Annotated in this window: 26 protein-coding genes; 16 read left to right on the top strand and 10 right to left on the bottom strand. The window is 64.6% G+C overall.

Features of this window, described 5'->3' with window-relative positions; all coding sequences use genetic code 11:
- Window positions 1–24 precede the first annotated feature (24 nt).
- A complete protein-coding gene (locus AC0L20_RS30110; protein ID WP_473294223.1) occupies window positions 25–1,542 on the bottom strand; it encodes an AMP-binding protein in 1,518 nt (505 codons plus the stop codon).
- A gap of 208 nt (window positions 1,543–1,750) precedes the next feature.
- Between AC0L20_RS30110 and AC0L20_RS30105 the strand changes: the two genes are divergently transcribed.
- On the top strand, window positions 1,751–2,383 hold the full coding sequence (locus AC0L20_RS30105; protein WP_456766624.1) for a hypothetical protein: 633 nt from the start codon (window positions 1,751–1,753) through the stop codon (window positions 2,381–2,383).
- Window positions 2,384–2,548: 165 nt separating this feature from the next.
- Here AC0L20_RS30105 and AC0L20_RS30100 read toward each other — a convergent pair whose 3' ends face one another.
- Together AC0L20_RS30100 and AC0L20_RS30095 are read right to left on the bottom strand one after the other, a co-directional pair.
- Window positions 2,549–2,764, bottom strand: coding sequence for a hypothetical protein (locus tag AC0L20_RS30100; protein ID WP_473294222.1), 216 nt, complete (start codon window positions 2,762–2,764; stop codon window positions 2,549–2,551).
- 36 nt (window positions 2,765–2,800) lie between these two features.
- Window positions 2,801–3,802, bottom strand: coding sequence for a 2-dehydropantoate 2-reductase (locus tag AC0L20_RS30095; RefSeq protein WP_473294221.1), 1,002 nt, complete (start codon window positions 3,800–3,802; stop codon window positions 2,801–2,803).
- Window positions 3,803–3,959: 157 nt separating this feature from the next.
- Here AC0L20_RS30095 and AC0L20_RS30090 point away from each other — a divergent pair, with 157 nt between their 5' ends.
- Complete coding sequence (locus AC0L20_RS30090) at window positions 3,960–4,541, top strand: YidB family protein (protein ID WP_473266025.1); 582 nt, start codon at window positions 3,960–3,962, stop codon at window positions 4,539–4,541.
- Window positions 4,542–4,572: 31 nt separating this feature from the next.
- Window positions 4,573–4,845, top strand: coding sequence for a GlsB/YeaQ/YmgE family stress response membrane protein (locus tag AC0L20_RS30085; RefSeq protein ID WP_196236584.1), 273 nt, complete (start codon window positions 4,573–4,575; stop codon window positions 4,843–4,845).
- Between the two features lie 190 nt (window positions 4,846–5,035).
- Here the strand turns inward: AC0L20_RS30085 and AC0L20_RS30080 are convergent, their stop codons facing one another.
- Entirely contained in the window at window positions 5,036–5,821 is a 786-nt protein-coding gene (locus tag AC0L20_RS30080; RefSeq protein WP_473294219.1) for an SDR family NAD(P)-dependent oxidoreductase, read from the bottom strand.
- A 250-nt stretch (window positions 5,822–6,071) separates the two neighbouring features.
- On the opposite strand from AC0L20_RS30080, the gene AC0L20_RS30075 reads away from it, so the two are divergent.
- From AC0L20_RS30075 to AC0L20_RS30065, 3 genes are read left to right on the top strand one after another with little or no spacing between them, the layout of a single operon-like run.
- Window positions 6,072–7,136: an acyl-CoA dehydrogenase family protein gene (locus tag AC0L20_RS30075; RefSeq protein WP_473294216.1), complete on the top strand. Its 1,065-nt coding sequence runs from the start codon at window positions 6,072–6,074 to the stop codon at window positions 7,134–7,136.
- A 17-nt stretch (window positions 7,137–7,153) separates the two neighbouring features.
- Window positions 7,154–8,314 (top strand): acyl-CoA dehydrogenase family protein, encoded by a 1,161-nt coding sequence (locus AC0L20_RS30070; protein WP_008133127.1) that lies wholly within the window; start codon window positions 7,154–7,156, stop codon window positions 8,312–8,314.
- Between the two features lie 15 nt (window positions 8,315–8,329).
- A complete protein-coding gene (locus AC0L20_RS30065; protein WP_473294215.1) occupies window positions 8,330–9,148 on the top strand; it encodes an enoyl-CoA hydratase/isomerase family protein in 819 nt (272 codons plus the stop codon).
- 177 nt (window positions 9,149–9,325) lie between these two features.
- Here AC0L20_RS30065 and AC0L20_RS30060 read toward each other — a convergent pair whose 3' ends face one another.
- The 3 genes from AC0L20_RS30060 to AC0L20_RS30050 form a co-directional block, all read right to left on the bottom strand.
- A complete protein-coding gene (locus AC0L20_RS30060; RefSeq protein ID WP_473294214.1) occupies window positions 9,326–10,087 on the bottom strand; it encodes a VOC family protein in 762 nt (253 codons plus the stop codon).
- Between the two features lie 2 nt (window positions 10,088–10,089).
- A complete protein-coding gene (locus tag AC0L20_RS30055) occupies window positions 10,090–10,881 on the bottom strand; it encodes an enoyl-CoA hydratase (protein ID WP_473294213.1) in 792 nt (263 codons plus the stop codon).
- 134 nt (window positions 10,882–11,015) lie between these two features.
- Window positions 11,016–12,221 carry an ABC transporter substrate-binding protein gene (locus AC0L20_RS30050; protein ID WP_018452962.1) on the bottom strand — a complete coding sequence of 402 codons (1,206 nt, stop codon included), beginning with the start codon at window positions 12,219–12,221 and terminating at the stop codon, window positions 11,016–11,018.
- Window positions 12,222–12,475: 254 nt separating this feature from the next.
- Between AC0L20_RS30050 and AC0L20_RS30045 the strand changes: the two genes are divergently transcribed.
- Window positions 12,476–13,315: a thermonuclease family protein gene (locus tag AC0L20_RS30045; RefSeq protein ID WP_473294212.1), complete on the top strand. Its 840-nt coding sequence runs from the start codon at window positions 12,476–12,478 to the stop codon at window positions 13,313–13,315.
- A gap of 35 nt (window positions 13,316–13,350) precedes the next feature.
- The gene (locus AC0L20_RS30040) at window positions 13,351–14,838 is read left to right on the top strand and encodes a M48 family metalloprotease (protein ID WP_473294280.1); all 1,488 of its coding nucleotides are present in this window, start codon (window positions 13,351–13,353) and stop codon (window positions 14,836–14,838) included.
- 114 nt (window positions 14,839–14,952) lie between these two features.
- Here the strand turns inward: AC0L20_RS30040 and AC0L20_RS30035 are convergent, their stop codons facing one another.
- Window positions 14,953–16,278: an MFS transporter gene (locus tag AC0L20_RS30035; RefSeq protein ID WP_473294211.1), complete on the bottom strand. Its 1,326-nt coding sequence runs from the start codon at window positions 16,276–16,278 to the stop codon at window positions 14,953–14,955.
- A gap of 181 nt (window positions 16,279–16,459) precedes the next feature.
- On the opposite strand from AC0L20_RS30035, the gene cyoA reads away from it, so the two are divergent.
- Genes cyoA through AC0L20_RS30000 form a run of 7 tightly spaced genes read left to right on the top strand, consistent with a single transcriptional unit; the run spans window position 16,460 to window position 23,381 of the window.
- Complete coding sequence (gene cyoA / locus AC0L20_RS30030) at window positions 16,460–17,620, top strand: ubiquinol oxidase subunit II (protein ID WP_473294210.1); 1,161 nt, start codon at window positions 16,460–16,462, stop codon at window positions 17,618–17,620.
- A gap of 11 nt (window positions 17,621–17,631) precedes the next feature.
- Window positions 17,632–19,629 (top strand): cytochrome o ubiquinol oxidase subunit I, encoded by a 1,998-nt coding sequence (cyoB, locus tag AC0L20_RS30025; protein WP_473294209.1) that lies wholly within the window; start codon window positions 17,632–17,634, stop codon window positions 19,627–19,629.
- Entirely contained in the window at window positions 19,630–20,259 is a 630-nt protein-coding gene (gene cyoC / locus AC0L20_RS30020; RefSeq protein ID WP_473294208.1) for a cytochrome o ubiquinol oxidase subunit III, read from the top strand.
- A complete protein-coding gene (gene cyoD / locus AC0L20_RS30015) occupies window positions 20,256–20,636 on the top strand; it encodes a cytochrome o ubiquinol oxidase subunit IV (RefSeq protein ID WP_275172757.1) in 381 nt (126 codons plus the stop codon). The genes cyoC and cyoD overlap by 4 nt, the downstream gene beginning before the upstream one ends.
- 13 nt (window positions 20,637–20,649) lie before the next feature.
- Entirely contained in the window at window positions 20,650–21,507 is an 858-nt protein-coding gene (locus AC0L20_RS30010; protein ID WP_473294207.1) for an SURF1 family protein, read from the top strand.
- Window positions 21,479–22,858 carry an ATP-binding protein gene (locus tag AC0L20_RS30005; RefSeq protein WP_473294206.1) on the top strand — a complete coding sequence of 460 codons (1,380 nt, stop codon included), beginning with the start codon at window positions 21,479–21,481 and terminating at the stop codon, window positions 22,856–22,858. Before AC0L20_RS30010 ends, AC0L20_RS30005 begins: the two co-directional genes overlap by 29 nt.
- Window positions 22,848–23,381, top strand: a complete 534-nt coding sequence (locus AC0L20_RS30000) for a response regulator transcription factor (protein ID WP_473294205.1) — start codon at window positions 22,848–22,850, stop codon at window positions 23,379–23,381. Before AC0L20_RS30005 ends, AC0L20_RS30000 begins: the two co-directional genes overlap by 11 nt.
- A 34-nt stretch (window positions 23,382–23,415) precedes the next feature.
- On the opposite strand, the gene AC0L20_RS29995 is transcribed toward AC0L20_RS30000, so the two are convergent.
- Window positions 23,416–24,126 (bottom strand): glutathione S-transferase family protein, encoded by a 711-nt coding sequence (locus AC0L20_RS29995; protein ID WP_473294204.1) that lies wholly within the window; start codon window positions 24,124–24,126, stop codon window positions 23,416–23,418.
- 109 nt (window positions 24,127–24,235) lie between these two features.
- Here AC0L20_RS29995 and AC0L20_RS29990 point away from each other — a divergent pair, with 109 nt between their 5' ends.
- Entirely contained in the window at window positions 24,236–24,607 is a 372-nt protein-coding gene (locus AC0L20_RS29990; RefSeq protein WP_473294203.1) for a winged helix-turn-helix transcriptional regulator, read from the top strand.
- Between the two features lie 137 nt (window positions 24,608–24,744).
- Here AC0L20_RS29990 and AC0L20_RS29985 read toward each other — a convergent pair whose 3' ends face one another.
- A complete protein-coding gene (locus AC0L20_RS29985; RefSeq protein ID WP_084462125.1) occupies window positions 24,745–25,587 on the bottom strand; it encodes a CarD family transcriptional regulator in 843 nt (280 codons plus the stop codon).
- Window positions 25,588–25,713: the final 126 nt, after the last annotated feature.

Below are 25,713 nucleotides of genomic sequence, written 5' to 3'. Positions count from 1 at the left end.
ATTGTCTTATTCGGCGTGCGCCGTTTACTCTGCGTCCGCCCGCGCCTTCGCCGGCCAAATCCGGAAGGCGCGCCCCTCCTTCATCCACGCCGCGCGCTCGTCGCGCAACAGGGTGCGGCGAACTTTTCCGGAATCGTCGCGCGGCGGAGCGGTGACGAGCTCGAAGCTCTCCGGATGCTTGTAGCGGCTGAGCCGGTCTTTCAAAAAATCCGCCATGCCGTCGGCGATGGCCTGACCGTCCGCATCGCCCTCCGGCTCGATGATGGCGTGTACGCGCTGGCCCAATTCCGGATCAGGCAATCCCACCACCACGCAGGAGCGCACGCCCGGGCTCTCGGAGACGGCAGCTTCGATCTCGGCGGGATAGATGTTGGCGCCGCCGCGCAGCACCATGTCGGCGAGGCGGTCACCGAGATACAGATAGCCTTCCGCGTCCAGCCTGCCGATGTCGCCGAGCGATTCCCAGCCGTCCGCGCGGCGCTTCGGCTCGGCACCGAGATAGTGATAGGTGGCATCCTTGCCGTCATTGTTGAGGAAATAGATCTCGCCGCTCTCACCAGGCGCGACGTCGTTGCCGTCTTCGCCGATGATGCGCAAGCGCGCCATCTCGCTGATCTTGCCGACGGAGCCCTTATGCGTCAGCCATTCCGTGCCGGAGATGATGCAGGAGCCTTGTCGCTCGGTGCCGCCATAGAGCTCCCAGATTCGCTCGGGCCCGAGCCAGGCGATCCAGTTCTCCTTCAGCCAGGGTGGCATCGGAGCGGCCATGTGGAAGACGGTCTGCAGGCTCGACACATCATAGGCGTTGCGCACGTGCTCCGGCAGCGCCCAGATCCGGTGCATCATGGTGGGCACGAAATTGACCCATTGCACGCGCTCGCGCGCGATTTGCCGTAGCGCCTCCTCGGCGTCGAACTTGACGAGGCCGGTGAGCTGGCCGCCGGTGAACAGCGCGTAGTGCGACACGATGAACGGCGCGTTGTGATAGAGCGGACCGGGATTGAGCAGCGAGACCCCGAAGGGGATGTTGAGCGGCGGCGCGGCGACCGTGTCGGTCACCGCCGGCTGGTGATCGAGGATCACCTTCGGGCGGCCGGTCGAACCGCCGCTGGTCATCGCCTTCCAATAGCGCGCCACCGGTGCGGCGAGCGGCTCGTCCGAAAAGCCTTCCGGCACGAAATCCGCGGGCAGTCGGTTCGGCGCGTTCCAGTCAGCTTCGCCGCCGACCACCAGCGCCGGCTTCAGGATATCGAGCACCGCGGCGGCTTCGCCGCGCGGCAGCCGCCATGACAGCGAGGTCGGCGTCGCTCCGCATTTCCACACCGCAAACGAGGTCTCGAAGAACGCATTGCCATTGGGCAAACCGATTGCGACGAAGTCGCCGGGCCTGACGCCCTTGGCCATGAACGCCCGCGCGCGCCGATTGGCGCCGCGTTCGAGCGCGTCCCATGTCAGCGTATCCTGCCCGTGACGGACGGCGATCGTGCCTTGCGGTTTGCGCTCGGCGTACCAGCGCGGCACGTCGGACAGGGGCAGCAGCATCAGGCGTTTCCACTTCGTTTTCTTGGCGTCGCCAATGAGGCGACCGCAGGATGAAGTGACGCTGTGACTCCTGCGCCACGTCAAGCAAAAAATGTCAGCATCGCAGCCATGAAATTCCCGGGTTCCATGGGTGACAAGCCGACCATAAAGGGGCAAAAATCAGTCCGACTCAGTTCGGGTTGAGTTTTGCAAGGAATGCTCTCGTAGAATGTCGGACGTAGTTGCATCGCGTCGTGCGGCGCTTGTGGTTGCCGCAGCAGGATTTTTCCTGCTGGCGCCGTCGCATGCCCAGGCACAATGGTGGAAGCGCGCGCCTGTCGACTTCGAGGCCTGCGCCGACGCCGCCGAGAAAGCCACGACCAAATCCGAGAAGACGGCTGCGCTTGCCGACTGCAACGCCAAATTCGCCGGCCGGCGCAAGGCAGGCGGCGGCTATTCCTATTACGATTTCCTCCAGGACCGCACCTTCGACATCGCCGGCCCCAATCCGACGCCGGAGGAGCAGAAGAAGATCGACGAATCCTACACCGCCTATCTCGCCAATCAGCGCCGCAGCAATGAAGCCGCGCAGGCCACCGCGCGCCAGCAGCGCGAGCAGCAGGAACAACAGCTGCAGCAGCTCCAGCGGGTCGCGTTGCGAACCGAGGTCGAGCGCGTGCCGGTGCCGGTCGAGCGGCCGAAAGTCCAACAGGCCGCCATCGGCGACGCGCGGCCGCGGCCGAAGGGCGCACCCTGCACCAAGGGCTCGTTCTCCTGCGAATGGCCGCGGCTGTCGGATGGATTGAACGACATCAAGAAGCTGTTCAGCCCGACGCCGAGCAAGCCGGCGAAGAAGGGCTGAGCTGCGCCCACAAGCCCCGCCGTCGTCCTGGCGAAAGCCAGGACCCATTACCCCAAGGGGTAGTTGGGCGGCAGACTTGTAGTTCGGTACTCCGACCGTTCACTATCGATAGATTCCGCGGTATGGGTCCTGGCTTTCGCCAGGACGACGGCTAAGGATGCGGCCTCAGTTCGTGTGCTTCTTCTTGCTGCGCTTCGGTTGAGCTACCGGCGCATTCACCGGCGCCGTTGTCGTCGGAGAACTCCCCAATTGCGACCTGCTCTCCTGCAATCGCCTGTCATAGCCCGGAGAGTTCATGACCGTCGGCGGCCGGGCCTCCGCGACCGAGGACGCGGCGCAGAGCACGGCCAACGCGAATCCGATCATCAGACGACGCTTCATCGTTGCTCCTCCCGTCGCACAGCCTGAACTCATGCGTTATCCGCGAACCTGCTGCGGCGTCAGCCGCGGTGGACCTTTGCCCGCGGCCTCAGCCTCCTTGATCAGCGCAACAATGCGGCGCGACAGCGGCACGTCGACATTGTTCTGCTCGGCGAGGGCGATGATCGCGCCCTGGAGATAGTCGATCTCGGTCTTGCGGCCCTGCTTCAGATCCTGCCACATCGAGGAACGCGCCTCGGGATCGATCTTCATGGTCCGTCCCAGGATCAGCTTGAAAATCGGATCAGGCAGCCTCAGCAAGCTGGGCGTCCAGGACGACGGGATCGGCGTCGCCGAAACCGGTGTGATGCCGGCGGCCCTCATCGCAGCCAGCCCCTCCGTCATCTGGTCGGCGAACAGCCTTCGCCATTCGCGGTTCGCCAATTGTGCGGCGAGCGGCATGTCGGACAAGGCGCTGAGCGCGTTGTTCAAATTGATGATCAGCTTGCCCCATTGCACGCCGGTGATGTCGCGGCTCGCGCGCATGGTGAGCCCCGGCACCGACAGCGCTGCGGCCGTGTTCGCATCATCCTCGCCGACATGAATGTCGCCGGAGGTCGAGCGGTGGAAGCGGCCCTCGCCCATCCCGACCACGTTGAAAGGCACCATGCCGGCGAGCACGCGGCGATCGCCCATGCGCTCGCGCAGCACCGCGACATTGCCGACGCCGTTCTGCAGCGAGACGATGACGGCATCCTGCGGCGCATGCTGCGCGATCTGGTCGGCGACACCTGCCGTGTCGGCGCTCTTCACCGTGACCAGCACGATGCCGGCGCTGTGGAAGATCGCGGGATCTTCCGACAGCGCGAAGCGGCCCGGGTCGAGCTTCGTCTCGGAGCCGTCGAAATCGGTCAGAAGCAGGCCGAACCGCTCGATCTCGGTCTTCACCCGCGGCCGCACCAGGAACGCGACGCGGCGGCCGGCAGCCGCCAGGGTGCCGCCGACGAAACATCCGATGGCGCCTGCGCCGGCCACCACGATCGGTCGATCCGTCATCACCTCGGCTGCCCCCTTTAACGATCTGCCCTCGATAGCAGAGGCTGTGCCTGCTGCCCATTCCCGCAGTTGCGGCGCAATCGCCTTGTAACCGTCATGACAGGCTCATATGTTTTCGAACGGGGCTTGTTACCGCAAGAAAGCGCCAAAGGAGAACGCCATGGGTTTGCTCGACGTCCTCAACGGCATGCAGAACGGCCCGCGTGGCCCAAGCACGCCGAGTTCACAATCCTCATCCAGCGGCGGCATGTCGCCCATGACCATGGCGCTGCTTGGCCTGCTCGCCTGGAAGGCATTCAAACATTTGAGCGGCAACCAGAGCGGCAGCGCGCCGCAGCCGTCCCCGGCACCGACACCGACGCATCTCCCCCCGTCGGTGAATGCAGGCGCTGGCGGCGGCCTCGGTGACCTGTTGAAGGGCGGCCTTGGCGGCCTGCTCGCGGGCGGCGCGGCCGGCAGCGTGCTCAGCGGCGGGCTCGGCGATCTCCTCAACCAGCTGCAGCAGAGCGGTCATGGCGACGCTGCCAATACCTGGGTCGGCAAGGGCGAGAACAAGGCGATCGCACCAGGCGATCTCGCCAATGCGCTCGGCGCCGACCAGATCGAGAGCCTTTCGGCCCAGAGCGGCCTGTCGCGTGATGAGCTGCTCTCCGGCCTCAGCCAATATCTGCCGCAGGTGGTCGATCATCTGACGCCGGACGGACGGCTGCCGACCGAGCAAGAGATCGCGGGCAGAGTCTGATTTAGTTTAGTCAAACGAGGGAAGCACGAACATGAGCATGGGTGGCTTGTTGTGGATCATCGTCGTCGGCTTCGTCGCCGGCCTCATCGCGCGTTGGCTGGCGCCGGGACCGAACAATCCGAGCGGCTTCATCCTCACCACCATCCTCGGCATCGCCGGCGCGTTTCTCGCGACCTTCATCGGCCAGGCCATCGGGCACTACAGTCCCGACCAGGGCGCGGGATTCATCATGGCCACCATCGGCGCCGTGGTGGTGCTGTTCATCTGGCACCGGCTGGTGGCGAGCGGTGTGATCAAGGGGTGACGCTCCATCGATTGGCGGCGCGGCCTATCCACAATTCGGTGTCGTCCCGGCGAAGGCCGGGACCCATAACCACAACAGGTGGTGAGGCGCGAAAACGGGAATTGCCAGTCTTCGCCAAACTGAATTCGGTGGTTATGGGTCCCGGCCTTCGCCGGGACGACACCCTATTTGCCGCACTCGCCGCGCGACTTCACGTCACCAAATGCATCCCCGCATCCATGCGCACGACCTCGCCGGTCATGTTGCTGGAGGCCGGCATCGCCAGGAAGCAGACGAGCTGCGCGATGTCTTCGGCCGATGATGCGACCTTCAGCGGCACCTTCGCCACCACGCTGTCGCGCACCTGCTTGGCGCCGGCCTCGCCACGGCCCTTGGTGAACCAGGGCGTGTCGATATAGCCCGGGCATACCGTGTTGACACGGATCAGCGGCGCCAGCGCGCGCGACAGCGACAGCGTCATGGTGTTGAGCGCGCCCTTACTTGCAGCGTATGCAATCGACGAACCGACGCCGCTGATGCCGGCGACCGAGGAGATGTTGACCACGGCGGACGGCCGCCCCGAGGCCTTGGCGCCGGCCTCCAGCAGGCTGCGCGCCGCGCGCACCATCTGGAACGGGCCGATGGTGTTGACGCCGTACAGGCGCTGGAAATCTTCTGCCGACAACCCGTCGAGATCGGCGTGAGCGACATGCTTGGTGGTGCCGGCATTGTTGACGAGCATGTCGAGCCGGCCCCAGCCGCCGGCTGCCGCAACGATCTTGCGGCAATCGTCATCCTTCGAGACGTCGCCCTGCGCGACCAGAACTTCCGGTGAGCCCGCCTTGCGGCACAGCTCCGCGGTCGCCTCCGCTTCCCTCTGGCTCGAGGAATAGTTGATGACGAGCCGCGCCCCGCTCCGTGCGAGAATTTCCGCGGTCGCAGCACCCAGGCCGGAGGCGGACCCCGTCACGATTGCGCACAAACTGTCCTTTGCCATCCGGATTTCCTTCCCCTTGATTGAACATCGACGTTCTGTTTAGCGAGTTTGCCGCGCCCTGCAAATCGAGCAAACTCCGCTAAGCGGAATTAGCCTTCTATAGTCCCTTGCGCCCATGCCCGCGCCGCAGGTTGACCTGCGATCAGCGCTTGTCAGGGCCATGGCTTTTTTGGATCATCGGGCGCAAGAAGAACCTGCGCGCCCATCCCCACGGGGCCGGATGCGCCAATGGCAAAACACGGGGAACGCTGTGGCGGAGAGTGACAATATCGTCGTCGAGACCGCGGAGAAAATCTTCGCCGATCTCGCCGATCCGCAGACCGTCAACAACGACAAGAAGGATTCGTGGCAGGCGCCGCTGTGGCAGGCGCTGAGCGAAGCCGGCTTGCCGTTGGCCTGGGTGCCGGACGATCTCGGCGGCTCCGGCGCGAGCCTTGCCGACGGCTTTGCGCTGCTGAACGCGGCCGGCCGTTTCGCAGTCGCGGTTCCCCTGGCCGAAACCATGCTGGCCGGCTGGCTGCTGGCGCAGGCGAAGATCGCATCCCCCGAGGGGGAGATGACAGTGCTGCCGGCGTCGCCGAAGGATCGCATCACCCGCGATGCCGATGGTGCGCTCTCCGGCCGCGCCCGCGGCGTGCCCTTCGCAAAGGCGGCAAAGCACTTCGCAGTGCTGGCCCACGGCAAGGACGGCGCCTCGATCGCGCTGGTCGATGCGAGCAGGGGTCGGATCGAGACCGGACTCAATGTCGGCTACGACCACAGCGACACCGTCACGCTCGACAAGGTCCAGCCCGTCACCATCAAGTCCGCCCCGAGCGGTTTCGACCAGACCACAATGATGCTGATGGGCGGCGTCGCGCGCAGCCTTCAGATCGCGGGCGCGCTGGAATCGATGCTCGACATCTCCGTGCGCTATTCCAACGAGCGCGTCGCCTTCGAGAAGAAGATCTCCAAATTCCAGGCCGTGCAGCACAATCTCGCCCGCCTCGCCGGCGAGTCGGCCGCTGCCCTTGCCGCGGCGACCTCGGCCGCCGATGCCATCGCGAACGCAAAGTCGTTCGACGACGCGGTCTACCTCGAAGCCGCCTCGGCAAAAATCCGCTGCGCGGAAGCTGCGGAAAAGGGCGGCGCTATCGCGCATCAGGTCCATGGCGCGATCGGCTTCACACTGGAGCACATCCTGCACCGCTATTCGCTACGGGCATTGGCCTGGCGCGACGATTTCGGTTCGGAAAGCCACTGGGCCGTCGAGCTCGGCAAGCTCATCGCCGTCAGGGGCGCCGACGAATTGTGGCCCCTCGTGGCTTCGCGCTGATCAGGGACGAGACAACAATGACCGCTGCCCTCCGTTTCGATCCGATCCGCCTGCCCGAGAAATGCGAGCAATTGCGCAAGGAAGTGCGCGCGTTCCTTGCGGAAGAGATCGCCGCCGGCACCTTCGACCCGCACAAGCCCAACCGCGAAGACACCGACGCGCCGGAATTTTCCCGCCGGGTCGGCGCCAAGGGTTGGCTCGGCATGACATGGCCGAAGAAATATGGCGGCCAGGAACGCTCGTTCCTCGAACGTTACGTGGTGACCGAGGAGATGCGCGTCGCCAACGCGCCGACGCGGCGGTTCTTCGTCGCCGACCGCCAGAGCGGGCCGGTTCTGATCAAGTACGCGCCCGAGCACATCAAGATGGACATCCTGCCGCGCATTTGCCGCGGCGAGATCTGCTTCGCGATCGGCATGAGCGAGCCGAACTCCGGCTCGGACCTGTTCGCCGCGAAGACGCGCGCGACCAAGACCGACGGCGGCTATCTCATCAACGGCACCAAGATCTGGACTTCGTCGGCACACATCGCCGACTACATGATCGCGATCTTCCGGACCTCGCAGCCGACCAAGGAAAACCGGCGTCACGGCCTGACCCAGTTCCTGGTCAAGATGAAGCAGCCGGGTATCCAGGTGAACCCGATCGGCCAGATCACTGGCCAGTACGAGTTCAACGAGGTCGTGTTCACCGATTTCTTCGTGCCCGACGATCATGTGCTCGGCGAAGTCGACGGCGCCTGGAAGCAGGCCACCAGCGAGCTCGCTTATGAGCGTTCGGGCCCCGAGCGCTTCCTGGAGACCTATTACGTGCTGACCGAGCTGGTTCGCGCCGTTGGTCCCAATCCTGATACCCGCAGTGCCGAAGGCATCGGCCGGCTGGTGGCGCAGCTCCACACCATGCGGCGCATGTCGGTCTCGGTCGCAGGCATGCTGCAAGCCGGCAAGGAGCCGGTCGTTGAAGCCTCCATCGTCAAGGACATCGGCACGGTGTGGGAACAGCAGCTGCCGCACCGCGTGCGCGATCTCGCCGCCTTCGTCGAGGAGACCGCGACCAACCGCGAGACGCTGGAGCGGCAGCTCGACTTCGCCATCAAGACCGCGCCGAAACTCACCATCCAGGGCGGCACCACCGAGGTGCTGCGCGGCATCATCGCCCGCGGGCTTGGTTTGCGCTAATCATTCGAGGACATCATGAGCACTTACAAAGATATCGGCGTCGAGAAAATTGGTCACGTCGGCACCATCGAGATCCGCCGCCCGCCGCTCAACTTCTTCGACATTTCGCTGATCAACCAGATCGCGGACGCGCTCGACGCGTTCGATCGCGACATCGAGATTCGCGCCTCGGTGCTGTCGGCGCAGGGCAAGGCGTTTTGCGCCGGCGCGAATTTCCAGGATCCGGCACGGCAGGCGCAAGAGGCGCGCGAAGCCGATAAGACGGCCAAGGGCGATCCAGCCGACAGCCTCGGGGCGATCAATCACCTCTACATCCAGGCCGTGCGCATCTTCCGCGCCAAGAAGCCGATCGTCGCGGCCGTGCAGGGCGCCGCCATCGGTGGCGGATTGGGCCTCGCAGTCTCGGCGGACTTCCGGGTCACCTGCCCCGAAGCGCGGTTCTCCGCGAACTTTACCAAGCTCGGCTTCCATCCCGGCTTCGGCCTGACCGTGACGCTGCCCGAGCTGATCGGCAAGAACAACGCCGAGCTGATGTTCTACACCAGTCGCCGCGTCACCGGCGAAGAGGCCTTCAAATGGGGCCTCGCCAACGAACTGGTGCCGCAGGACCAGGTCAAGGCGGCCGCACTGAAGCTCGCCGGCGAAATCGCCGAATGCTCTCCACTCGGCCTCGTCTCCACCCGCGCCACGATGCGCGCTGGCCTCGCCGACCGCGTGATGGCCGCGACCAATCACGAACTCGAGGAGCAGACCCGCCTGCGCGCGACGGAAGACTTCAAGGAAGGCGTGAAAGCCACGGAAGAACGGCGGACGGCGAATTTCAGGGGGCGGTGATTGCGGCAGGGTCGCGCCGCACGCCCTCTCTCGATCCGTCATCCTGAGGTGCGAGTAGTGCGATGCCGAGCATCGCGCTGGGAGCCTCGAAGGATGAGCGGCCCCGCCGGTGGCCGTCGCCCTTCGAGGCTCGCCGAAGAGGCGAGCACCTCAGGGTGACGGATCACGACCAAGCACTCAACTGACGCGGAACGTCACCCCACCGAGCAAAAACTCGCTGCCTGCAACGGCATGTCCCTTCGCCCTGGCAGCATGCAGCACGCCGGCCACATCGGCGACCCGAAACTCCAGCGCGCTCATGATTTCGCTGGCGCCTTTGACGAAGCGAAAGCTCGCATTGGGCAGCTTCAGCTCGGCCCCACCGTCAGCACCGCCGCTCGGCGCAACGCCGATGATCTTGCCCCAATGCTCGGCCAGCCCTTGCGGGTCCGGGCTCTGCATCTCCACGCTCGTCAACGTCTGCGTCACGTCCTTGCGGATGAATTTTTGCCAATCGGGGCCGGCCGGTGGATAGGGCCCCAAAATGTCGTCGCTGCCTTCGGTGTGGTTGAACTCGATGAAGGCGGCGCGGCAGTCGCGGGGATGGAGCTGCACGCCGTGATAGGGCGCGTGGTCGATGACGTTGGCGGTGCGCACGCCCAGCGCGTTGGCGTTACGACCGCGCTCGTCGGGATCGTTGCAGCAGAAGATCGCCATGTAGCCGCCGCGCCCGCCGCTCTTCTCGATGAAGCGGCCGGCGGTGGTGCCGTCCTTGAACGGCGCGACCACCTCCAGCAGAATCGTGTCGACCGGCAGCAGCGCGTTCTCCAGGCCGTACTTCGCGACATTGCCGTCGCGGTAGCAGACAGAGAGGCCCATGATATCAGCGATGTCAGTGATCACGGGCGCGAGCTGCGGCGCGACCAGGCAGATCTGCCGCAACCGCATATAGGGCGCCATCGTCATGCGCCCTTGAAGGCCGGTTTGCGCTTCTCGACGAACGCCTTTGCGGCCTCCTTATGATCCTCGGTATCGCTGCAGCGGGTGTGGTGGATTGCCTCGCCGTCGAAGCAATCCTCCAGCGCCAGATGCTCGGCGTTGTTGATGTTGCGCTTGATGAAGCCGAGCGCGATCGACGGGCCCTGCGCCAGCGACATTGCGAGCTCGTGCGCGGCCGCGTCGATCTCCGCGTCGGGCACGACCTTCGTCACCATGCCAATCGCATGCGCTTCTTTCGCCGTCAGCACCGGCGAGGTCAGATAGAGCTCGCGCGCCCGCGCGCTGCCGAGCAGCTGGGTGAGGAAATAGGTGCCGCCGTAATCGCCGGAGAAGCCGACCTTTGCGAACGCGGTTGTGATCTTGCAGGATTCGGAGGCGACGCGGAGGTCGCACGACAGCGCCATCGACAGACCCGCGCCGGCCGCAGCACCATCGAGCTGCGCCACCACGGGCTTTGGCATCTGGTGCAGGATGCGCGACACTTCCATGCCGCGGCGCAGGTTCGCCATCTTTACTTCGAACGGCAGCGGCGCCCGGCCCTCGGCCATCGACTTGACGTCGCCGCCGACGCAGAAACTGCCGCCCGCGCCCTTGAACAAGACCGCACGCACCTCCGGATCATCCGCCGCGCGCCGTGCCGCCACGACCAGCCCGGCGACCATGTCCGGGTTGAGCGCGTTCTTCCGCTCCGGACGGTTCATGGTGATGGTGAGCAGCCCGCCTTCGAGCTTCTGCAGGACCATGTCGTTGCTCATGGGACGTCTCCCTTGTTGTTGTTTGCTTCGGTCTATCGACGCTCGTCATTGCGAGCGAAGCGAAGCAATCCAGAAATGTTTCTGCGGAGACAGCCTGGATTGCTTCGTCGCTTCGCTCCTCGCAATGACGAGGTTTATTTCTTCACCAACGGACAGCGCGACTGCTCCAGGGACTGGAACGCCTCGCTGCCGGGCACAGTGGCGAGCAGCTTGTAGTCGTCCCAGCGGCCCTTGGATTCCGACGGCTTCTTGACCTCGAACAGGTACATGTCGTGCAGCATGCGGCCGTCCTCGCGGATCTTGCCGTTCTTGGCGAAGAAGTCGTTGATCGGCGTCTCCTTCATCACTTTCATGACTGTTGCGGCGTCGGTGGTGCCGGCCGCCTTCACCGCTTTCAGATAGTGAGTCACGGAGGAATAGACGCCCGCTTGCGCCGAGGTCGGCGGCCGCTTCATGCGCTCCTGGAAGCGCTTCGAGAACGCGCGGGTGTCGTCGTTGAGATCCCAGTAGAAGGCTTCCGCAAGCAACAGGCCCTGCGCGGTCTCGAGCCCGATCGAATCGATGTCGGTCACGAAGGCGAGCAGCGGCGAGACTTTCTGGCCGCCCTTGGTGATGCCGAACTCGGCCGCCTGCTTGATGGCGTTGACGGTGTCGCCGCCGGCGTTCGCGAGCCCGATCACCTTTGCCTTCGAGGCTTGGGCCTGGAGCAGGAACGACGAGAAATCCGACGTGTTGAGCGGATGGCGCACGCTGCCGAGCACCTTGCCGCCGGTCTTAGTCACGACGGCGCTGGTGTCCTTCTCCAGATCCTGGCCGAAGGCGTAGTCGGCGGTGAGGAAGTACCAGGTGTCGAGGCCCGACTTCACGGCAGCAAGGCCGGTCACATTGGCCTGGCCGTAGGTGTCGAACACGTAGTGGATGGTGTAGGGACCGCAAGCCTCGTTGGTGAGGCGGATCGAGCCCGGGCCGTTGAACATGATGATCTTGTTGCGCGCTTTCGCGATCTCGCCGGCAGCAAGCGCAGTCGCGGAGGCCGCGACGTCGTAGATCATCTCGACGCCCTGATTGTCGAGCATGTCTCGGGCGATGTTGGCGGAGAGATCGGCCTTGTTCTGGTGGTCGGCAGCCAGCACCTGAATCTTGCGGCCGAGCACCTCGCCGCCAAAGTCCTCCACGGCCATCTTGGCCGCGGTCTCGCTGCCGGGGCCGGTGATGTCGGCATACAGGCTCGACATGTCGAGAATGCCGCCGATCTTCAGTGGCGGCTTGTCCTGCGCCTGCACGGCGCTTGCACTCAGCGCCAGCGCAGCAGCGAAAATGCCCGACAAAACATGCTTCATCGAAAAAGACCTCCCTTGATCGCCTGTCTCTAATGGCGGCTTGGTTATTGGTGTTGTCGCAATCATGCCGCATGCGCGACAGCGCAGCAAGCGCGCGGGACGATGCAGATGAACGATCGACACGCGCTTTCCGCAAAGCGGAATGACGAGATGCGGAAGAGTGCCTCTGCCGTCATTGCGAGCGCAGCGAAGCAATCCAGGATCTTTCCTCGGAGGGACTCTGGATTGCTTCGCTGCGCTCGCAATGACGAAGTATGAACAAACAGTCTTCGCGCCCCACCGCGCTTGAGTTATGGTTGGAGCGCAACGCAACCTTTCCGGGCAACGTGACGCGACTGCTTCATCTCATCGTCGCATGTCTTCTGGTCGCGGCTTGCGGTGCGTCCGCCACGCCGTGCCAGTTCGAGTCCCAGGGCGAAGGCCGCGTGGCCGCGATCGATGCGCGCAGTCTGCGTCTCGATGACGGCCGGGAAATCCGTCTGACCGGAATCGAGCCGACCGCGACCACGAGGCAGGCGCTGACCACGCTGCTCGTCGGTCGCGACGTTATTTTGCGCAGCGCTGACGACACGCCCGACCGCTACGGTCGCCAGGGCGCGCTGGTCTTTGTCGGCGAGAGCGACATCTCCGTGCAGGCGACGCTCCTCGTCCAGGGCGACGCCATCGTCTCCGCCGAGATCGCAGATAAGGACTGCGCGGCCGCCCTGATGGCGTCGGAAGCCGAGGCGCGGCGCCAAAAAAAGGGCAGCTGGGCTGACCCGTCGGCCATAAAAAACGCGGAAAGTCCGGACGATATTTTGGCGGGGATCGGGCGTTTTGTGGTGGTCGAGGGCAAAGTCCTGTCGGTCCGGCAAGCTGGGGCAATGACCTACCTCAACTTCGGACGAAACTGGACACGCGGCTTCGCCGTGACTATTTCAAAGCGCATGGTACCCGCGTTCGAAAGCGCCGGGATCGCTCTTAAGTCTCTGGAAAATAAACGTATTCGTGTCCGGGGCTGGGCTGAGGGGAATACGGGGCCGCGTATCGATGTACGCCTCGTGGGACAGATCGAGTTGCTGGGCGCAAACGAGCCGACAGGGGTAAGGCCCTAAAAGGGGCCAGGCACGGATTAAGCGACGTGAATGGGGTGCTAGGACGGCACGGACGAGGTGAACGCCGCCTGCGGGCAGCGCCGGCTGCGCTATGCCTCGTGCTGGGTTCAGCCCTCGCCGGCTGCGGCGATATGGGCCGCTTCCAGACTGCGGCGGCCCCGCCGACCGTCGCGATGCCCAAGCCGAAGCCAGCCGTCGCGCAGACCCCCGCCACCGAGAAGGAGCACGAGCGCATCCTGGCGAGCTATGGCGGCACCTACGACGACCCCAGGCTCGAATCGCTCGTCACCAAGACCGTGGACCGGCTCGTCGCCGCGTCCGACCGCCCCGACCAGGGCTACCGGGTCACGATCCTCAATTCCGGCGCGGTGAACGCCTTCGCGCTGCCGAACGGCCAGCTCTATGTCACGCGCGGCCTGCTTGCGCTGGCGAGCGACACCTCGGAATTGTCCTCCGTGCTCAGCCACGAGATGGCGCATGTGCTGTCCAAGCACGCCGCGATGCGCGAAGACCAGGCCCGCCAGGCCGCGATCGTCACCCGCGTCGTCACCGACATGAGCAACGATCCCGATCTCACCGCGCTCGCCCTCGCCAAGACCAAGCTGACCATGGCGAGCTTTTCGCGCAATCAGGAGTTCGAGGCCGACGGCATCGGCGTCGGCATTTCCGCCAAGGCGCATTTCGACCCTTATGGTGCCGCACGCTTTCTCTCGGCGATGGAGCGCAATGCCGAGCTGAAGGTCGGCAAGACCTCGCTCGATCCGCGCGCACAGGATTTCACCTCGTCGCATCCGGCAACGCCCGAGCGCGTGCAGAACGCGCAGACCATCGCGCGGCAATACGCTGCGCCAGAGGGCGGCGAGCGCGACCGCGAGACCTATCTCGCCGCGATCGACAATCTCGTCTACGGCGAAGACCCCAGCGAAGGCTTTGTCCGCGGCCGGCGCTTCCTGCATCCGAAGCTCGGCTTCACCTTCCAGGCACCGGATAATTTCACGCTCGACAATACCGCGCAGGCCGTGATCGGCGTGCGCGACGGCGGCTCGCAGGCGATGCGTTTCGACGTCGTGCGGGTGCCGGCCGAACAGTCGCTCGGCGATTACCTGAATTCCGGCTGGATGGAGGGCGTCGAGAAGGCCTCCACCGAAGACATCACCATCAACGGTTTTCCGGCTGCGTCCGCCACCGCCAAGGGCGACCAGTGGCAGTTCAAGGTCTATGCGCTGCGCTTCGGCAGCGACGTCTACCGCTTCATCTTCGCGGCCCGGCAGAAATCGACCGAGAGCGAGCGCAACGCGCGCGAGACCGTCGGTTCATTCCGCCGCCTGACCCTCGACGAGATCCAGGCCGCGCGCCCGCTGCGCATCAAGGTCATCACCGTGCAGCCCGGCGACACCGTGGAATCGCTCTCCCATCGCATGGCCGGCGTCGATCACCCGGCCGAGCGTTTTCGCGTCCTCAACGGGCTCGATCGCAACGCGCAGGTGAAGGTGCGTGATCGTGTGAAGGTCGTGGCGGATTGACGAGCGCCGTAGGGTGGGCAAAGCGAAGCGTGCCCACCACTTTCTATCGCAATCGTTGAAAGATGGTGGGCACGGCGCTTACGCGCCTTTGCCCACCCTACAAGCTCCGCCCGATCAGCGCCCCGCGTCCATATCGCCGGCCTCGCGCTGGCCGCTGAGCCAGAGCGCGAGCAAGGTCCAGAACGCACCCGACAGCAGGTACGCACCCGAGGCGATGACGCCGAGATTGGTGGCAAGCAACAGAGCGACCAGCGGTGCAAAGCCGGCGCCGAACAGCCAGGCCATGTCGGAGGTCAGCGCCGAGGCCGTGTAGCGATACGCCTGCTTGAAGTTCGATGCGATCGCACCCGACGACTGGCCGAACGACAGACCGAGCAGGATGAATCCGATCACCATGTAGATGGTCTCGCCGAACGCGCCGGCATCGAGCAGCTGCGGGGCAAAGCCGCTGTAGATCGCGATCGCGATCGCCGATCCCATCAGCAGCGACTTGCGGCCGACGCGGTCGGCGATGACGCCGGAGAGCACGATCGCGCCGACGCCGAACACGGCGGCGACGATCTCGATGATCAGAAAGCGCACCGGGCTTTCGCGGGTGAACAGGAACACCCAGGACAGCGGAAACACCGTGACCATGTGGAACAGCGCGAAGCTTGCCAGCGGCGCGAACGCACCGAGCATGATGTTCTGGCCTTCGCGCGCCACCGTCTCGGAGATGCGCGAGGGCTGCAATTCGCGGGTCTCGAACAGCGAGGCATATTCTTCCGTCGTCACCATGCGCAGGCGCGCGAACAGCGCCACGACGTTGATGGCAAAGGCGACGAAGAACGGATAGCGCCAGCCCCAATCGAAGAAATCGTCGGCCGAGAGATTCCCGGCGAAATAGGCGAACAGCCCGCTCGCCACGATCAGACCGAGCGGCGCGCCAAGCTGCGGCACCATCGCGTACCAGCCGCGCTGCGACGGCGGCGCGTTCAGCGCCAGCAGCGAGGCCATGCCGTCCCAGGCGCCGCCCCAGGCCAGACCCTGTGCGATGCGCGCCAGCGCCAGCAGCCAGATCGCGGCAGCGCCGATCTCGTGATAGCCGGGCAGGAACGCGATCGCGACGGTGGCGGTGCCGAGCAGGAACAGCGCCGAGATCAGCTTGGCCGTCTTGCCGTATTCGCGGTCGACGGTCATGAAAATGACGGTACCGATCGGCCGGGCCATGAAGGCCAGCGCGAAGATCATGAAGGAATAGAGGGTGCCGGTCAGTTCGCTCGTGAACGGAAACACCAGGCGCGGGAAGACGATCACCGAGGCGATCGCAAAGACGAAGAAGTCGAAGAATTCCGAGGTGCGGCCGATGATGACGCCGATGGCGATCTCGCCGGGACTGGCCTGGTCGTGGCCGTGCTCGCCCGAGTGCTCTGCCATTGCGGGGGTCTGTGCCGTCGCCATTCGTGCGCCCTTAACGTCCTGAAAACCAAAGCCGACCGCCCGGCAAGGCGCCAGGCAATTGAGCCTGTCTGGCGTAACATCCCGCACTGCAACATTGGACAAATTGTCCAATGTCCGGATTGCTGCGCCGCAGCTACCCCTTGGCCCCGCAAAAGAAACTCATTCTCATAAGGCTCGGCCCGTGTCCCGTTTCAAGATCCTGGCGCTGCTACCCCTGGCAGTTGCGCTCAGCGGCTGCAACTACGTCGTGCTGGCGCCGGCCGGCGATATCGCCGCGCAGCAGCGCGACCTCGTCATCATCTCCACCGTCCTGATGCTCCTGATCGTCGTCCCCGTGATGGCGCTGACGGTGCTGTTCGCCTGGCGCTACCGCCAGTCCAACACCGACGCCCGCTACGAGCCGGAATGGGACCACTCGACCAGCCTCGAGCTGGTGATCTGGTCGGCGCCGCTCTTGATCATCGTTTGCCTGGGCGCGCTGACCTGGATGGGCACGCATCTGCTCGACCCCTATCGCACGCTCGGCCGCATCCATGCCGACCGCGCCGTGGACCAGTCCAAGGCCCCGCTCGAGGTCGACGTCGTCGCACTCGACTGGAAGTGGCTCTTTATCTATCCGGACTACGGCATCGCCACCGTCAACGATCTGGCAGCTCCGGTCGATCGTCCGATCAACTTCCGCATCACCGCGTCCTCGGTGATGAACTCGTTCTACATCCCCGCGCTGGCCGGCCAGATCTACGCGATGCCTGGCATGGAGACCAAGCTCCACGCCGTCGTCAACCACGCCGGCACCTACCGGGGCTTTTCCGCGAACTACAGCGGCGCCGGCTTCTCCGGCATGCACTTCAACTTCCAGGGTCTCGACGACAAGGGCTTTGACGCCTGGATCGCCAGCGCCAAGTCCGGCGGCGGCTCGCTCGGCCGCGCCGAATATCTCCAGCTCGAAAAACCCAGCCAGAACGAGCCGGTGCGGCGCTACGGCACCGTCGATTCCGATCTCTACCGCCTGATCCTCAACATGTGCGTCGAGACCGGCAAGATGTGCCAGAGCGAGATGATGGCGATCGACGCCAAGGGCGGCCTCGGCCATGAGGGCCTGAACAACACCCTGCCGCTGGCCTACGACAAGTACGCCCGTCGCGGCACGGCGCTTGGGCCGGAGCCGAGCTTCGTCGCAGGTACCTGCACGCCCGATGCGCCGCAGGGCAGGACCACCGCCTCCATCACGGCACCTGTCGACCCCGCGCCGCTGCTCGGCGCCGGCCTGAAGCGGCCGACCTTCACGCCGCTGAAGTCCTCGTCCTTCTTCCTCGGACAACGTCCGAAGTCAGATTCGTAAAGAGATCCCGCATGTCTCCTGATCTTCTCAAGCTCATCTTCGGCCGGCTCACCTTCGAATCGCTGCCGCTGCACGAGCCGATCGTCGTCGCCACCTTCGCGGTGGTGGCGACCGGCGGCCTCATCATGTTTGCCGGCCTGACCTATTTCCGCGTCTGGGGTTATCTCTGGAGCGAGTGGTTCACCAGCGTCGACCACAAGCGCATCGGCATCATGTACATGATCCTCGGCATCGTGATGCTGCTGCGCGGCTTCGCCGACGCGCTGATGATGCGGTTGCAGCAGGCGCTCGCCTTCGGCGGCTCGGAGGGTTATCTCAACTCCCATCACTACGACCAGGTCTTCACCGCCCACGGCGTGATCATGATCTTCTTCGTGGCGATGCCGCTGGTCACCGGCCTGATGAACTTCGTCGTGCCGCTCCAGATCGGCGCGCGCGACGTGTCGTTCCCGTTCCTGAACAATTTCAGCTTCTGGATGACGGTCGGCGGCGCGGTGCTGGTGATGGCTTCGCTGTTCATCGGCGAATTCGCCCGCACCGGTTGGCTCGCTTATCCGCCGCTGTCGAACATCGGCTACAGTCCGGATGTCGGCGTCGACTATTACATATGGGGACTACAGGTCGCGGGCGTCGGAACGACACTGTCCGGCATCAACCTGATCTGCACCATCGTCAAGCTGCGGTGTCCCGGCATGACCATGATGCGGATGCCGGTGTTCACCTGGACCGCGCTCTGCACCAACGTGCTGATCGTCGCTTCCTTCCCGGTTTTGACCGTCGTGCTCGCGCTGCTCTCGCTCGACCGCTACGTCGGCACCAACTTCTTCACCAACGATTTCGGCGGCAGCCCGATGATGTACGTGAACCTGATCTGGATCTGGGGTCATCCCGAGGTCTACATCCTGGTTCTCCCGGCCTTCGGCATCTTCTCGGAAGTGACATCGACCTTCTCGGGCAAGCGGCTGTTCGGCTACACCTCGATGGTCTACGCCACGGTGGTCATCACCATCCTGTCCTACCTGGTCTGGCTGCACCACTTCTTCACGATGGGGTCGGGCGCAAGCGTCAACTCCTTCTTCGGCATCACCACGATGATCATCTCGATCCCGACGGGCGCGAAGATGTTCAACTGGCTGTTCACGATGTATCGCGGCCGCATCCGCTTCGAGCTGCCGATGATGTGGACGATCGCGTTCATGCTGACCTTCGTGCTCGGCGGCATGACCGGCGTGCTGCTTGCGGTGCCGCCGGCCGACTTCGTCCTGCACAACAGCCTGTTCCTGATCGCGCACTTCCACAACGTGATCATCGGCGGCGTCGTGTTCGGCGCGTTCGCCGGTATCGGCTACTGGTTCCCGAAGGCATTCGGCTTCAAGCTCGACCCGTTCTGGGGCAAGCTGTCGTTCTGGTTCTGGGTCACCGGCTTCTACCTCGCCTTCATGCCGCTCTATGTGCTCGGCCTGATGGGCGTGACCCGCCGGCTCCGTGTGTTCGACGACCCGAGCCTGCAGATCTGGTTCATCATCGCCGGCATCGGCGCCTTCCTGGTCTTCCTCGGCATCCTCTCGATGCTGATGCAGTTCGCCGTCAGCTTCCTCAGGCGCGAGCAGCTCAAGGACGTCACCGGCGATCCCTGGGATGCGCGCACGCTGGAATGGGCGACCTCCTCGCCGCCGCCGGCCTACAACTTCGCTTTCACTCCCGTCGTTCACGACAATGACGCGTGGTGGGACATGAAGAAGCGCGGTTATCAGCGCCCGCTCACCGGGTTCAAGCCGATCCACATGCCCAGCAGCACCGGCACAGGCATCATCCTCGCCGGCTTCGCCACCGCGATGGGATTCGGTTTGATCTGGTACATCTGGTGGCTGGCGGCCGCGAGCTTCATCGCGATGCTCGCCGTCGGCATCGGTCACACCTTCAACTATCACCGCGATTTCGACATTCCGGCCGACGACGTCATCCGGGCCGAAGACGCGCGCACGAAACTGCTCGCCGGAGCCAAGTAAATGACTGTCGCTGTCAATCCCACGCAAGCCGGCGAGCCGATCTTCTACCTCGCCGACGAACACCCGCATCCGGAAGGCTACAGCACCTCGCTCGGTTTCTGGATCTATCTGATGAGCGACTGTCTCATCTTCGCGATCCTGTTCGCCACCTTCGGCGTGCTCGGCGGCAATTACGCCGCCGGTCCGGCGCCGAAGGATCTGTTCGAGCTGCCGCTGGTCGCGGTCAACACCTCGATGCTGCTGCTGTCGTCGATCACCTACGGCTTCGCCATGCTGACGATGCAGCAGAACAAGATCGCGCAGACCCAGATCTGGCTGGCGATCACCGGCCTGTTCGGCGCCGCCTTCATCGGCATCGAACTGTCCGAGTTCGCCCACATGATCCACGAGGGCGCGACGCCGCAGCGCAGCGCCTTCCTGTCCGCCTTCTTCACCCTGGTCGGCACCCACGGCCTCCACGTCAGTTGCGGCCTGATCTGGCTGGTGACCCTGATGGTGCAGGTCTGGAAGTTCGGCCTGATCGAGGCCAATCGCCGCCGCCTGATGTGCCTGTCAATGTTCTGGCACTTCCTGGACGTGGTCTGGATCGGTGTCTTCACCTTCGTTTATCTCCTGGGAGTTCTGCGATGAACACCGATACTCACGCCGCCCACGCGGACGATCATCATCACGGTGATGGCCACGCTCACGGCTCGTTCTCGACCTACATGCTCGGCTTCGTGCTCTCGGTCGTGCTCACCGCGATCCCGTTCTGGCTGGTGATGAGCGGCGCGCTTCCGAGCAAGCAGATCACCGCGCTCGTGATCATGGCCTTCGCGGTCGTGCAGATCGTCGTGCACATGATCTACTTCCTGCACATGAACACGACGTCCGAGAACGGCTGGAGCATGATGGCTCTGATCTTCACCATCGTCATGGTGGTGATCGCCCTGTCGGGTTCGCTGTGGGTGATGAACCACCTCAACAGCAACATGATGCCGATCCACCAGATGACCGGGATGAAGTGAGCGAGGCTCTGAAGTGAGCAAGACCCGGACCGTGACAAGCAAGATAGACAGGGCTCGCGGAAAGGCCGCGCGCCCGCCCTTGTGGCTCGCGGTCCTCTCGCTCACGGCCTTTGCGCTTCTGATCGCGCTCGGCGTCTGGCAGGTCGAGCGCCGCGCCTGGAAGCTGGCGCTGATCGATCGCGTCGAGCAGCGCGTTCATGCTCCGGCCCAGCCGATCCCCTCGCCGGCGGCATGGCCGACCGTCTCCGCCGCAACCGACGAATACAGGCACGTCAGCGTCATCGGCCGTTTCCTGCATGACCGCGAGACGCTGGTTCAGGCCGTCACCGAAGAAGGCCCGGGCTATTGGGTGGTGACGCCGCTTCAGCGTAGCGACGGCACGCTGGTCCTGGTCAACCGCGGCTTCGTGCCGTCCGATCGGCGCGACGCGTCGACGCGCCGGGACGGCAATCCGCAAGGCCAGGTCGAGATCACCGGCCTGTTGCGCGTGACGGAGCCAAAAGGCGGATTCCTCAGGACCAACGTGCCTGAACACAATCGGTGGTACTCGCGGGATGTCGCCGCGATTGCGGCGGCACGCGGCCTCGACCGCGTCGCGCCCTTCTTCATCGATGCCGAGAGATCACAATCCGGCAACGGCCCAATCGGCGGATTGACCGTGATCAGCTTTCCCAATAACCACCTGATCTACGCGCTGACGTGGTTTGCCCTGGCGTTCATGCTGGCCGGTAGACTTTTCGTCACATTCGGCGGCGGGCTGTTCCGCCGCAAGGAGCCCTGGAGCGGCTTCGTCCACGAAGCGGCCGCCGGCTCCGATGCCGTCGCCCGCAGGACGGGATCAGATGCTGGAACGATCGTCGAGCCCACCTGACGACGGAAGGACGCAGGGCGCCGTCACGCTGCAATCGCAGGCGGACGCGCGCAGCGAGCTGATCGGCGCTGCGCCGACCGACGACGAGACCAACCGCAAGAACATGGCGCTGCTGATCCAGCTGCGCTGGACCGCAGTGGTCGGCCAGATCGTGACCATCGGCGGCGTGCATGTCTGGCTCGGCATTCCCCTGCCCCTCACCCGCATGGGCGCGGTGATCGGCGCACTGATATTTCTCAACATCTCCAGCCTGGTCTGGGTGCGCCATCGCGCCGCGATCACCAACAACGAGCTGCTGGTCGCCCTCATGCTGGACGTCGCCGCGCTGACGGCGCAGCTTTACCTCAGCGGCGGCGCCACCAATCCCTTCACCTCGCTGTTCCTGCTCCAGGTGACGCTGGGCGCGGTGCTGCTCGATGGCCGCTCGACCTGGTCGCTGGTCGCGCTGACCTGCGCGAGCTTCGTCTGGCTGACCGTCGCCTACCGGCCGCTCGATCTGCCGCCGAACCCGCTGAGCGAGACCTACACGCTCACGGTTGCCGGCATGCTGCTGGGCTTCGTGCTCAACGCCGTGCTGCTGGTGGTGTTCGTCACCCGCATCAACAGGAATTTGCGCGAGCGCGACGCGCATCTGGCGGCGCTGCGCCAGCATGCCGCCGAGCAGGATCATATCGTGCGCATGGGCCTGCTCGCCTCCGGCGCGGCTCACGAGCTCGGCACGCCGCTCGCCTCGCTCTCGGTCATCCTCGGCGACTGGCGCCGCATGCCCGACCTTGCCGCCGATCAGGAGCTGGCCGAGGACCTCGCGGAGATGGAGACCTCGCTGCAACGCTGCAAGTCGATCGTGACAGGCATTCTGGTGTCGGCGGGCGAAGCCCGCGGCGAAGGATCGTCGCCGACGACGGTTGCCGCTTTCGTCACCGCGCTGGTGGATGAGTGGCGCGACGCGCGCTCGGCGCGGACGCTGTATTTCGTCAACACCTTCGGCGAGGACGTCGCGATCGTCTCGGACGTCGCGCTGAAGCAGGTGATCTTCAACGTGCTCGACAACGCCTACGAGGTCTCGCGCGACTGGGTTGAGCTCGTTGCCGGGCGCGAGGGCGATCATCTCGTACTGTCGATCAGCGATCGCGGCCCCGGCTTTGCGCCCGAGATGCTGGCACAGCTCGGAAAGCCCTATCAATCGAGCAAGGGTCGCGCCGGCGGCGGGCTCGGCCTGTTCCTGGTGGTGAACGTGGTACGCAAGCTAGGGGGCAGCGTGACCGCCGAGAACCACAGGAAGCGAGGCGCCACCGTCCGTCTCACGCTGCCGCTCGCAACGCTGGCGATCGGAGGCAGCTTTGACGCCTGACCGTTCGCTCATCGTCGTCGAGGACGATGCCGGCTTCGCGCGCACCCTGAAGCGTTCGTTCGAGCGCCGCGACTACGAGGTCGTGCTCGCCGCCTCGATCGAGGACGTGCGGAAAGTTCTGGAGGAGCGATCGTTCGGCTATGCCGTCGTCGACCTCAAGCTCGGCGGCGCCTCGGGGCTGGCCTGCGTCGAGCTTTTGCACGCGCACGATCCGGAGATGTTGATCGTGGTGCTGACGGGCTTTGCCAGCATCTCCACCGCCGTCGAGGCCATCAAGCTCGGCGCATGCCACTATCTGGCCAAGCCGTCGAACACCGACGACATCGAGGCCGCCTTCAACAAGGCCGCAGGCAATGCCGAGGTCGCGCTCGACGCCCGGCCGACATCGATCAAAACGCTGGAATGGGAACGCATCCACCAGACCCTGATCGAGACCGACTTCAACATCTCGGAAGCGGCAAGACGGCTCGGGATGCACCGGCGTACGCTGGCGCGGAAGCTCGAGAAGCGGCCGGTGAAGTAAGGAGGAGCGGATCGAAGCCGCTCCTCTCCACTGGCTAGGCTTGCCTGCCATATCGCGCGATGACGTCGGCCAGCGCGATATGGCCGGCGCAGGATCCTGCTCCCGGATCATGGCTCCCGCTCTCCACGGCGGTGGCGTAGACGACCCCGGGATCGGCCTCGAGTTGCTGGCGCAGCCCCGCCAGCTTTGGCCAGCGGCTCCTCTCCGCGACGGCGTGGAAGTCGAGCCAGCGCGCCACACCTGCCAGCAAGGCGTCGGCGAGGGTCGGCCGGTCGGCCAGCAGGAACCTTGCCGGCTCGATCATGGCTTCGAGCTTGTCGTGGCGTTCGATCACCTTTCTCCTTCCGAACTCCCGCAAGGCCGAGCGCATGGCGTCGTCCATCGCCACGCCTTCCATTGCGACCCAAAGCGGCGCGAAGGCGCCGGTAAAGCCGGTATTCACGAACGCCATCAGCTGATGCATGCGATCGGCTTTCGGCGACAACGGATCAAAGCTGATGCGCCGTTCGGTATCCCTGGCTTCGAGCCAAGCCGCGATCGCCATGGTTTCCGTCAGCACATTGCCCTGGTCCGTGATGAGTGCAGGCGTCTCGTGTCGCGGATTGATCCTGGCGTATGACGGGCTCAGCATCTCGCCCAGCATGTCGACGCGACACAGGCGATATGGCCTGCCCAGCCATTCAAGAGCCGCAACGAGTCCCATGGAGCTTCCCATCGGGAAGCCGTAAAGTAGGATTGGATCCATCGATCTATTCTCCGTGATTTCTGATGATCACGCTGCGCAGCGGTCCCGAACCCTAGTCGCTCGCTCCATCAAGTAAATTGCGAACATTTTTGTAACCTGGAGTCCGCCGATGAAAGATCTCGTTTCGAGATGTCCCATCGAGGAAGTGATGCAGATCCTGAGCGGCCGGTGGCCTACGCTTCTGATCTACTATTTGAAGCAGGGCACCAAACGGTTCAGCGATTTGCGTCGGGACAATCCGACCATCTCGCACAGGATGCTCGCCCTCGAGCTTCGCAAACTGGAGGACGCCGGTATCGTGACCCGCACGGAATTCGACGGATACCCGTTGAGAGTCGAGTACGATCTGACCGCCGCCGGCCACACCTTGGTGCCGTTGATCGATGCGTTGGGCGCCTGGTGGTCGACAGTTGCGACTGACGCCGGCGGAGACGGCCGCGAGACCGGAAGCGGCGCTTCGGGAGGCGCATCGCGGGTTTGATCCCGTTCAGGACCGCATAGGCTCAGAAGCAATTCGGCCCGCTGACCGTCCCGAGCCAGGGCGGTCAGCGTCTCCAAAACGAAAAGCCCGGCCAACCGGCCGGGCTTTTGATCTGTTGCGATGAACGCGCGAGAGGCTTACGCGGCCTCGTCGGCGACCGTGGCGCCGCCATCGGTTTCGTCGCTATCGCCCTCGGCGTCCGCATCGGCTTCGCCTTCGGCGGCTTCGGACTTGGCGCCGGTGCGGCGCGGGCTCTTGGCGAGCTGGGCCTCGATCTCCTTGACCGCTTCGGTCTCGGTCGAGTGCTGCACCACGGCGATCTCGCGGGAGAGACGGTCGAGCGCGGCTTCATAAAGCTGGCGTTCGCTGTAGGACTGCTCCGGCTGCGACTCGGAGCGATAGAGGTCACGCACCACTTCCGCGATCGCGACGATGTCGCCCGAATTGATCTTCGCTTCGTATTCCTGGGCGCGGCGCGACCACATGGTGCGCTTGACGCGGGCGCGGCCCTTGAGGGTCTCGAGCGCACGCTTCACCAGCGCGGGCTCGGACAGCTTGCGCATGCCCACATTGGCGACCTTGGCGGTCGGCACGCGCAGTGTCATCTTGTCCTTGATGAAGTTGATGACGAACAGCTCGAGCTTCGCGCCGGCAATCTCCTGCTCCTCGATGGCCAGGATCTGGCCGACACCGTGAGCGGGATAGACGACGAATTCGTTGGCCTTGAAGCCCTGACGCTGGGTCACGACCTTCTTTTCCTCGACCTTCGGCGCAACAGCCGCGGGCTTCACGGCCGGCTTGGCGGCAGCGACAGGGGCCTTGGCGGGAGCAGCAGCAACAGGAGCCTTCGGCGCGGCGGGCTTGGCAGCGGGAGCCTTGGCAGCGGGCGTCTTTGCAACAGCGGGCTTTGCGGCAGGCTTGGCGGCAACAGGCTTGGCAACGGTCGCTTTCGCGGCCGGCTTGGCAGTCTTATTAGGCATTGCGCTTCTTTTGTTCTTCGAGGACTTTGCAGCCGGCGCCTTCGTCGCGGTCCGACCCTTGGATGCGCTACGGCTGGCCGCGGCGACTTTCTTGGCGTCCTTATGGGAAGCCTTCGCTGAAGTACT

It is taken from the genome of Bradyrhizobium sp. Kon58 (assembly GCF_055807455.1).
The sequence above is the reverse complement of the archived record's forward strand: the minus strand, read 5'-3'. Positions and strand labels throughout refer to the sequence as shown.